Consider the following 9,269-nt stretch of genomic DNA (forward strand, 5'->3'; position numbering starts at 1 on the left):
CCGTATTCGTCGACGGCGACGACTTATCTCAATGGGAGAAGGCGCTTTCCGTGCCTACCCAGGCGGTGTTCTTCGAGACGCCGTCCAACCCGATGCAATCCCTCGTCGACATCGCTGCGGTGTGCGAGCTGGCCCATTCGGCGGGCGCAAAGGTGGTGCTGGACAACGTCTTCGCGACCCCGCTGTTGCAGCAGGGTCTCCCGCTCGGAGCGGACGTCGTGGTCTACTCCGGCACCAAGCACATCGACGGTCAGGGGCGCGTTCTCGGCGGCGCGATCCTCGGCGACAAGGAGTACATCGACGGTCCGGTGCAGAAGCTCATGCGCCACACCGGTCCGGCGATGAGTGCGTTCAATGCGTGGACGATGTTGAAAGGCCTTGAGACACTTGCGGTTCGGGTGAACTACGCCAACTCCGCGGCGCACCGCATCGCCGAGTTCCTCGAGGCGCACCCTGCCGTGAGCTGGGTGCGCTATCCGTTTCTGGAGTCGCACCCGCAGTACGACCTGGCCAAGCGTCAGATGACCGGCGGCGGCACCGTGGTGACCTTCGAGCTGGCCGCCAGGGAGGGCGCGGGCAAGCAGCGGGCGTTCGAGGTGCTGGACAAGCTGCGGTTGATCGACATCTCCAACAACCTCGGCGACGCGAAGAGCTTGATCACGCACCCCGCCACCACCACGCACCGGGCGATGGGGCCCGAGGGCCGGGCGGCGATCGGACTTGGCGACGCCGTGGTCCGGGTGTCGGTGGGTCTCGAGGGCACCGAGGACCTGATCGCGGACCTCGACCGGGCACTCGGCTAGCCCGTGTCCAGGGCGAGTGCGGCCAAGAAGGCACGGCGCAAGAGGCGCCAGGTCGCACGCAATGACCGGTGGCTGCCCGACGAGGTACACGCCGACGTCGAGGGCGTGGCTCTGATCGCCAACGAGATCATCGCGCGGGGTTGGGAATTCGACCGTGAGTTCTCCAACGAGAACTTCATCACCTGGTTCTACCCACCGTCAGGGGTCGAGCTGGACGACGAGGCGACCGAACCGGTCACCCGGATCTGGCTCAGCGACCCCGAGGAACCGCACTTGATCCTGGTCGGCTCGGGGGAGGCCGACGGGGTGGACTACCAGTTCACCGTCGAGGAGCTCTTCGACCGCCTCGACGAGATCGAGGCCTACCGGATCGGCGACCCGATGCCGGAAGTCGCGTTATAGTCGGCGCGTGATCAGCGGGGATGCGCTGACCGGGCGGGACACCGAACTCGTAACCCTGCGCCGGGCGCTGAGCGGGGTCGGCAATTTCTCGGGTGTGGTGATCGCCGGTGCGGCGGGGGTGGGCAAGACGCGACTCGCACGCGAGTTGCTCATGCAGGCCGCCTCGTCGGGCACGCGCACCAATTGGGTGGTCGCAACGGCATCGGGGCGCCCGATTCCGCTGGGCGCGTTCAACGCCACCCTCGTCGGCGCGGCCTTCTCCGAAGACTCCAACCCCGTGCCCAGCGTGCGACGGGTGATCGATTCGCTCGTCGCCCAGCAACGGGGCGGGCGGTTCGTCCTCGGCATCGACGACGCACACCTGCTCGACGAGTTCTCCGCGCACGTCGTGCATCAGCTCGCGCAGACCCGCGAGGCCCGCCTGGTCGTGACCGTTCGAACCGGCAGTGACGAACCGGACGCGGTGAAGGCGCTGTGGAAGGACGGTCTGCTGGCCCGCCTCGATCTGGAGCCGCTGTCCGCCGACGCGGCCCGCACCATGGTCGAGGGCGCGTTGAACGGTCCGGTCGACGCGCGGAGCGCGCAGCGGTTCTGGCGGCTCACCGGCGGCAACGCCCTTTTCCTGCAGCAGCTGGTCAAGGACCAGGTGGCCGCAGGACGGATCCGCGAGGTGGCCGGAGTGTGGCTCTGGGACGGCGACGTCGCCGTCTCGCAGAACATGAGCGATCTGGTGGGCAACGAGTTGGACCGGTTGGCGCCCGAGGTCGCGCTGGTGGTGGACACCCTCTCGCAGTACGAGCCGATCGACGTCGACCTGCTGGCCGACGTGGTGGGGCGGGAGCACCTCGCCACCGCAGAGCAGATGCACCTGGTCACCGTCGAGCGCACCGCGGGCACGCTGCTGGCCCGCCTGGCCCACCCGCTGTACGGCGAGTTGCGGCGGGCCAAGGCCGGCGAGATGTACCTGTCCAAGGTCCGCGGCGACCTCGCCCGGCGACTGGCAGGCCAGGCCGACACCGATCCCCAGACCACGGTGCGCCGTGCCCTGCTGACATTGAAATCCGACCTGTCACCGGATCCGGATCTCTATCTGAGGGCAGCCCGGCACACGATGATGCTCCTCGACCTGGATCTTGCCGAGCGGTTCGGTACAGCCGCCGTCGCCTCTGGCTCGGCGGAGGCCGTGAAGCTGCTTGCTCTCAACCGTTTCCTGGCCGGTAGTGGCAGTGACGCCGAGCGGTTCCTGCGTGACCTCGACTCGGGGGACAACGGAGATCGTCACCGCTGGGCAACGCTGCGGGCGGCCAACCTGATCTGGATGCTGGGCCGACCCAAGGAGGCTGCCGAAACGCTGGCGGACTTGGCCGAAACCGCTGAGACCGATGCCGAACGCGCGGCCCGCTACGCCGTCGAAGCGGGTGTAGACGCGGTGTTTGCACGTTGTGAAGCTGCCGAGGAAAAGGCAAGGGCGGCACTGGAATCCGGAACGTTGTCTGACCTCAACGCTATGCTGGCCGCGGTGGCGCTGGTAATGGCGTCCGGTGCGCTCGGATACGGCGACGCGATAGCCCCGGTGGCGCAGGCAGCGCTCGACCGGGCCACGAACTCGTTCGAGACGTCGCACATGCGGTTCTGGTTCGGCGGCGTGTACGCCAGGGCCTGTCGGCTGACCGGCCGCATCGAGGAGTGTCAACGGGCGGCTGAACTGCTGTACGCCCTGGCCAAGGACATGCCCTCGCTGGCCTACGCCAACCTGGCGTTCCTGAAGGGTCATGCCGAACTGATGCGCGGCGACCTGCGCAGCGCGGAGCGGATGCTGCACGAGGCGCTTGCAGGTGTCGAGAACTATGGCATTACAACGGGTTTGCGGCCCGCGTGCACCTTCGCGCTGGCCGAGACGCACGCCAAGCTGGGCGAGGCCGACGCCGCCGCCGCGATGCTGGCCGAGGCGCGCCAGTCCGTCAAAGAGGACTTTCTGTTCATGCAGACTGGGCTGGCGACCGCCACCGGGTGGACGCTGGCGGCCGGTGGCTCGCTCACGGGCGCCATCGAGACCGTGCTCGCCGCAGCCACGGTGGCCCGTGACAGGGGGCAACCCACCCACGAGTTGTCCTGCCTGCAGGCGGCCGTGCAGTGGGGCGTCACCGTTGAGCTGCCCGACGTCGCCGCCCGCGCCAGGGAGCTGGCCGGTGAACTGTCCATGCCGTTGGCCGATGCCGTTGCCGCACACGCGGAGTCGCTGCTGACCCGCAACGGCGAGGGGCTGCTGGCGGCCTCCGAGGCGTACCAGGCGATCGGCGACCGGTGCACCGCCGCCGATGCCGCCGCGCAGGCTGCGGTGGCGTTCACCGGTTCGCAGTCACGCAGCCGCGGCTTGTTCGCGGCGTCGGTCTCCGCCCAGTTGGCCAGTGACTGCGGCGGGCTGTGCACGCCTGCCACGCGCAGTCCTGCGTCGCCGACGCCGCTGACCGCACGGCAGCGTGAAGTCGCCGAACTGGTGGCGGCGGGATTGTCCGACAAGGAGATCGCCGACCGGCTCTATACGTCGGTGCGCACCGTGGAGGGTCATCTGCTCCGGGCGCGCCAGCGGGTCGGGGCCACCTCCCGGGCCGACCTCGCGAGGATCATGCGGGCCGGCGGCGCCGCAGGTGTGTAGCCGGTCCTACTCGTCGACCACGCCGGTCGCGCTTTGCGCCCGGTTCTCGTAGCTCTGCCGTGCAGCGACGTCGAAGTCGAGGAAGACCCGGTCGTTGCCCGTCTGCTTGGACAGCCACCGCCTGGCGCGGGGCCCCAGCATCGCGGTGACCGCGCCGACGAACCGCAGCGGCGCTGGCACGGAGAGGTGAGTCCTTGGCTTGTCGAGCACCTTGGCGATGGCCGCGGCGATGTCCTCGGGCTGCACCGGCTTCTGCGCTCCGGTGGCCTTGGTGCCCGAGATCAGTTCGGTGTTGGTGAAGGTCGGCATGATCACCGACACCTCCACGCCCTGGGGGGCGAACTCGTCGGCCAACGCGGTGGACAGGCCGACGACGCCGAACTTCGTGCCTGCGTAGACCACCTGGCCGGGCACCGCGACCACCCCGGCCACCGACGCGACGTTGACGATGTGGCCGCTGCGGCGTTTCACCATCTCCGGCAGGACCAGTCGGCAGCCGGTGAGCACGCCGTACAAGTTCACCTCGATGGCGGAGCGGATGGCCTGCTCGGACTGCGTCAGGAACGGCCCGACCGGCATCACGCCGGCATTGTTGATCAGCACGTCGATGTGCCCGGCCCCGTCGGTGCGGGCCTTGTCGAGGAAGGTCGCGAACGACTCCTGGTTGCTGACGTCGAGCGGGTAGCCCGACACCTGGCCCCGCGAGCTCAGCCCGGTCACCGCCGATTCGAGGACCGCCACGTCGCGATCGCCGATCACCACGCGCGCACCGCGGGCCAGCAGGGCCTCGGCGGTGGCGTAACCAATTCCACGGGCGGCGCCGGTGATCGCGATGGTCTTACCCAGGATGTTGTCCATGCGACCAAACTTTACACATGTCAAGTTTGGTTGAGAAGTGGCGTCGCGAGCACGCATCAGTTCCGATCACGATGAGCCGAAGGGGGCACCCTGGAATGCGCCAGAGCGCCTCGCGTTAGACAGTTAGGTGATGCCCGCACCTGCACTGAACCACCTGCGATTCGTGGCGGTCGGCCAGGACGACCGGCTGGCCGAGCCGCTGCTCGCCGAACTCGCCGTCGAGTACTCCTCCCGGTATGGCAGCACCACCGACGCCGTCGGCGCCTGGTTGCGTCAGTCCCCGGCGGGTGAGTTCGCGCCACCGGACGGCGGAATGCTCATCGGCCTGCGTGACGGTAGGCCCGTCACCGGCGGGGCGTTCTGCCGGTTCGACGCAGAGACCGCCGAACTCAAGCGCATCTGGACCGACAGCGGGCACCGCCGCCAGGGATACGCGCGGGCGCTGCTCGCCGAGTTGGAGAACGCGATCGCCGCGGCCGGATACCGCCGGATCTATCTGACCACCGGCAACCGGCAACCCGAGGCCGAGGCGCTCTACCTGGCGACCGGCTACCGCAGGCTGGCCGAACCGCTCCCCGCCGAGGGCGAGGTCTACCCCGTCGCGTTCGCAAAGGATCTGCGGCGACCAGTCAGAGAACACGTATCCAGGAGGTGAGCCGGCCGTGAACGTTCCCTTGTCGATTCTCGACCTCGCGCCCATCAGCGCGGGCAGCGACGCGGCGAGCGCGCTGCGCAACACCGTCGACCTGGCCCAGCACGCCGAACAATGGGGCTTCCGCCGCTATTGGATCGCCGAACACCACTTCGTCGCCGTGGCGAGCTCGTCGCCGGCGGTGTTGATCGGCCAGATCGCCGCCGCGACGCAGCGCATCCGAGTCGGTTCGGCCGCGGTGCAATTGGGGCACACCACCGCAATCGCCGTCGTCGAGAGCTTCGGCATGCTCGATGCGTTCCACCCTGGCCGCATCGATCTCGGCGTCGGCCGGTCGGGACAACGCAGACGCGAGGCGGCCAAGCAGCCCACCGGCGAGAAGCCGAAGCCGCCCCGGGAATGGCGCGAGATCGACGGCGTCGTGGTGCCGCCGCCGTTCGACATCAGCGCGCTGATGCGCAATCCGCGGCTGAAGGCGCGGATGTCGGTGTTGCAACAACCCGAGGCGGTTTCCCCGGACTTCGACGATCAGGTCGGTGACATCCTGGCGATGCTGGCAGGCACCTACGCGCCCGACGGTGTGGAGTCACACGTCGTGCCGGGGGAGCGGGCGCCGTTGTCGCCGTGGGTGTTCGGCAGCAGCAAGGGTCAGAGCGCACAGGTCGCCGGGGCCCGCGGACTGCCGTTCGTGGCGAGCTACCACATCACCCCGGCGACCGCACTCGAGGCGATCGACGTGTACCGCGCGGCATTCCAGCCCTCGGAGACACTGCGCGAACCGTACGTGGTGGTGTCAGCCGACATCGTCGTCGCCGACGACACGGACACCGCGCGGCAGCTGGCCTCGAGCTACGGGCACTGGGTGTACTCGATCCGCGCGGGCGATGGCGCGGTGCCGTATCCGGAACCAGGCTCCTCCCCGCCACTCGGCGCCGAGCAGCTCGCCCTGGTCGAGGACCGCACCGCGACGCAGTTCGTTGGCGACCCCGACGAGGTCGCGCACCGCATGGAGGCCCTGCAGCGGCTGACCAATGCCGACGAGCTGGTCGTCACGTCGGTCACGCACCGCCACTGCGACCGGGTGCGCTCCCACGAGCTGATTGCGAAACGGTGGGGTTTGGCGTGAGGCCCTGCGGTACCAAATACCGCGGGTTCACGTTGCGGGAGCAGCGCGGCATCTAGGCTCGCCGCAACGGGTATCGCCTACACCCCGGGGGTGCATGGTGCTGTCGCAGACGGTCATCGGATGGCTGCTGCTGCTGGGTGCCGTCGTGATTTTCGTCGCCGGATTCGGTCTGCGGACGCTGATCGGACGCAAGCGGGACGTCACCAGCGTGCGGCGGGTGGTGCGGGCGTTCCGGGACAACGCGGTGGGGCGAGTGTTGTTCGGGCCGGTCGCCAGTGACGCTCTCGACGACGAGGAACTCGACCAGATGATCCTGATGCCCGCGATCCTGGTGTCGTGCGGGCTGTGTCTGACGGCGATCTTCCTGCTGGGCTACGAAGTGCTCACCTGAACCGCGCCAAGAACCCTTTGCAGATCGGGTTTCATCTCTTGCAGCTGTTGACCCCAGTACCCCCAGCTGTGGATGCCGTCGGCGAAGTTGAACACGCCGTTGTTGCCGCCGGCCGCGACGTAGGCGTCTCTGAAGGCAACGTTGGAGTCGATGGCGAATCCCTCGAGGAAGCCGAGGCCGGCGATGGGCGCATCCGGGCTTGCCAGGGCGGGGTCTCCCGGTGTGCCGTTGCCGCAGTAGATCCAGACCCGCGTCCCGTTGGCGACGAGCCGTGAGACGTTGACCGTCGGGTCGTTGCGCGCCCAGGCCGGGTCGCCGGGCGGTCCCCACATGGCTTCGGGGCTGAAGCCGCCGTTCCAGGACATCGCGATTCCCACCTGACCGGTCCAGTTGGGCGCGGACAGGTTCAGGAAGCCCGACAACGAGCCGGCGTAGATGAACTCCTGCGGGTGATACGTGGCGAGCACCAGCGCCGAGGAGCCACCCATCGACAAACCCACCACGGCGTTGCCAGTCGCCGCGACGTTCCTGTTGGCCGCCAACCAGGCCGGAAGTTCTTGGGTCAGAAAGGTTTCCCACTTGTAGGTTTGGGTCTGACCGTTGCCCACTGCGGGTTGGTACCAGTCGCTGTAGAAACTCGACTTCCCGCCGACGGGCATGACGAGCGACAGCCCCGACTGGTAGTACCAATCAAACGCCGCAGTGTTGATGTCCCAACCGTTGAAGTCGTCCCCCGCCTCCATGCTGTCCAGGAGGTACACCGCGTGGGAATCCGGGCCGCCGCTTTGGAACTCAACTCGAATGTCGCGACCCATGGACGGCGACGGCACGTCGAGGTATTCGATCGGCAGGCCCGGACTGGAGAAGGCCCCCGCCGTCGCCGGGTCGGCTGCGACGCCGATCAGGCCGGGCAACGCGGCAGCCGCCACCACGGCAACTGCCAGTCGGCGCATCCACGCGCCTGAGATCTCCTGAACGAATGCCATCGCTGGCCCCCATCCGCCGGTCCGCTACGTCCGACGTTAACCCCAGCCGAATTTCCCGCGCAGCGAATTGCGCAACTCCTCAGATACCGAGTTCCACCAGGTCGAATCCATTCCTCTGGCAACCGAATCGACTCGCTCGGGTCGAGACGGTCACCGTGCGGCCTGCTCGGCGGCCTCGCGGATCGGCCCCCGCCACACCGGGCCGTGCCCGGGCAGCACCACCTCGCAGTCGAGAAACCCCAGCGCGGCCAGGCTGCGTACGCAGCCGTCCTGATCGTGGTTGAACAGGCCGGGCAGCAGTTGAGGTCCGCGGCGCGTGGACACTGGGTGACCGGTGACCAGTGCGTCACCGCTGACCAGCACGCCGTCCACCACGAACGAGCAGTGCCCGCCGGTATGGCCGGGAGTGGGAATCGCCATCGGTTTACCCGGCAGGGCCGCCGCGACCTCCTCGGTCAGCGCGTGCGCGGTGGGGATGCCTTCGCTGGTCAACGCGCCCTTCAGGCCGATCTCCACGGTCCACTTCAGGTAGCGGGGCTGCCACATCTTGGTGGTCAGGTCCACCAGCGACACCTGCTCGAGGTACTCGCGGTGGGCATGGCCAACCTCGTCGGCATGGCAGAAGACGGGCGTGCCATGGGTTTTGGCGAACCAGATCGCCGCGCCGAAGTGGTCGACGTGTGCGTGGGTGAGCAGGAATGCGTGGATGTCGTCGATGCCGAACCCGAGTTGGTGCACCGAGTCCAGCACTTCGTCGCGCTGGCCGGGAAACCCGGCGTCGATGATGAGCAGACCGGTGTCGTCGGCCACCAGGGTCCAGTTCACCAGGTCGGTGTGAGCAAAGTGGACGGTGTCGGTGATCGCCGTGAGGGCCGCCATGTGCTGAGTTTATGCAGCCCCTGGGGAGAGCGGTGCGACGCCATGAACGCCAGTGGAGTAGAAACGAAGTCGTGGCTGAACTGAAACTTGGATACAAGGCGTCGGCGGAGCAGTTCGCCCCACGCGAACTGGTCGAGCTGGCCGTGGCGGCCGAAGCGCACGGCATGGACAGCGCGACCGTCAGCGATCACTTCCAACCGTGGCGGCACGAGGGTGGCCATGCACCGTTCTCGCTGGCGTGGATGACGGCGGTGGGCGAACGCACCGAACGCCTGATCCTTGGCACATCGGTGCTGACCCCGACCTTCCGGTACAACCCGGCCGTCATCGCGCAGGCGTTCGCCACGATGGGGTGTCTGTATCCCGATCGGATCTTCCTCGGTGTCGGCACCGGGGAGTCGCTCAACGAGATCGCCACCGGCTATGTCGGGGAATGGCCGGAGTTCAAGGAGCGCTACGCGCGGTTGCGCGAATCGGTGCGGCTGATGCGCGAGTTGTGGGTGGGTGACCGGGTCG

10 protein-coding genes are annotated in these 9,269 nt (G+C 68.1%); 7 read left to right on the forward strand and 3 right to left on the reverse strand.

What is annotated here, in order from left to right:
- The 3 genes from QOC69_RS26135 to QOC69_RS26145 form a co-directional block, all read left to right on the forward strand.
- Positions 1–803, forward strand: an 803-nt coding sequence (locus QOC69_RS26135) for a PLP-dependent transferase (RefSeq protein ID WP_526445133.1), incomplete at its 5' end; no start/stop codon positions are given.
- Between the two features lie 3 nt (positions 804–806).
- Positions 807–1,205, forward strand: a complete 399-nt coding sequence (locus QOC69_RS26140) for a hypothetical protein (RefSeq protein WP_526445135.1) — start codon at positions 807–809, stop codon at positions 1,203–1,205.
- A 7-nt stretch (positions 1,206–1,212) separates the two neighbouring features.
- Positions 1,213–3,861: a helix-turn-helix transcriptional regulator gene (locus tag QOC69_RS26145; RefSeq protein ID WP_526445137.1), complete on the forward strand. Its 2,649-nt coding sequence runs from the start codon at positions 1,213–1,215 to the stop codon at positions 3,859–3,861.
- Positions 3,862–3,867: 6 nt separating this feature from the next.
- Here QOC69_RS26145 and QOC69_RS26150 read toward each other — a convergent pair whose 3' ends face one another.
- The gene (locus QOC69_RS26150; protein ID WP_526445139.1) at positions 3,868–4,719 is read right to left on the reverse strand and encodes an SDR family NAD(P)-dependent oxidoreductase; all 852 of its coding nucleotides are present in this window, start codon (positions 4,717–4,719) and stop codon (positions 3,868–3,870) included.
- A 130-nt stretch (positions 4,720–4,849) separates the two neighbouring features.
- Here QOC69_RS26150 and QOC69_RS26155 point away from each other — a divergent pair, with 130 nt between their 5' ends.
- The 3 genes from QOC69_RS26155 (at position 4,850) to QOC69_RS26165 (ending at position 6,888) form a co-directional block, all read left to right on the forward strand.
- Complete coding sequence (locus tag QOC69_RS26155) at positions 4,850–5,374, forward strand: GNAT family N-acetyltransferase (protein WP_526445141.1); 525 nt, start codon at positions 4,850–4,852, stop codon at positions 5,372–5,374.
- Between the two features lie 7 nt (positions 5,375–5,381).
- The gene (locus QOC69_RS26160) at positions 5,382–6,497 is read left to right on the forward strand and encodes an LLM class flavin-dependent oxidoreductase (protein WP_526445143.1); all 1,116 of its coding nucleotides are present in this window, start codon (positions 5,382–5,384) and stop codon (positions 6,495–6,497) included.
- A 94-nt stretch (positions 6,498–6,591) separates the two neighbouring features.
- Entirely contained in the window at positions 6,592–6,888 is a 297-nt protein-coding gene (locus QOC69_RS26165; protein WP_526445145.1) for a hypothetical protein, read from the forward strand.
- Here the strand turns inward: QOC69_RS26165 and QOC69_RS26170 are convergent.
- Together QOC69_RS26170 and QOC69_RS26175 are read right to left on the reverse strand one after the other, a co-directional pair.
- Positions 6,870–7,874 carry an alpha/beta hydrolase gene (locus QOC69_RS26170; protein ID WP_526445147.1) on the reverse strand — a complete coding sequence of 335 codons (1,005 nt, stop codon included), beginning with the start codon at positions 7,872–7,874 and terminating at the stop codon, positions 6,870–6,872. The two genes, QOC69_RS26165 and QOC69_RS26170, sit on opposite strands and share 19 nt — an antisense overlap.
- A 150-nt stretch (positions 7,875–8,024) precedes the next feature.
- Positions 8,025–8,753, reverse strand: a complete 729-nt coding sequence (locus QOC69_RS26175; RefSeq protein ID WP_526445149.1) for an MBL fold metallo-hydrolase — start codon at positions 8,751–8,753, stop codon at positions 8,025–8,027.
- A 71-nt stretch (positions 8,754–8,824) separates the two neighbouring features.
- Here QOC69_RS26175 and QOC69_RS26180 point away from each other — a divergent pair.
- Positions 8,825–9,269 (forward strand): LLM class flavin-dependent oxidoreductase (locus tag QOC69_RS26180; protein WP_526445151.1); only part of this gene is annotated, 445 nt, incomplete at its 3' end.

Source organism: Mycobacterium sp., from assembly GCF_032162105.1.
In the GTDB taxonomy this organism is placed as follows: Bacteria; Actinomycetota; Actinomycetes; order Mycobacteriales; family Mycobacteriaceae; genus Mycobacterium.

Coding starts and splice junctions, on each gene's coding strand:
- QOC69_RS26150 (WP_526445139.1), bottom strand. CDS start 4,719: ATGGACAACATCCTGGGTAAGACCATCGCGATCACCGGCGCCGCCCGT.
- QOC69_RS26155 (WP_526445141.1), top strand. CDS start 4,850: ATGCCCGCACCTGCACTGAACCACCTGCGATTCGTGGCGGTCGGCCAG.
- QOC69_RS26165 (WP_526445145.1), top strand. CDS start 6,592: ATGGTGCTGTCGCAGACGGTCATCGGATGGCTGCTGCTGCTGGGTGCC.
- QOC69_RS26170 (WP_526445147.1), bottom strand. CDS start 7,874: ATGGCATTCGTTCAGGAGATCTCAGGCGCGTGGATGCGCCGACTGGCA.
- QOC69_RS26175 (WP_526445149.1), bottom strand. CDS start 8,753: ATGGCGGCCCTCACGGCGATCACCGACACCGTCCACTTTGCTCACACC.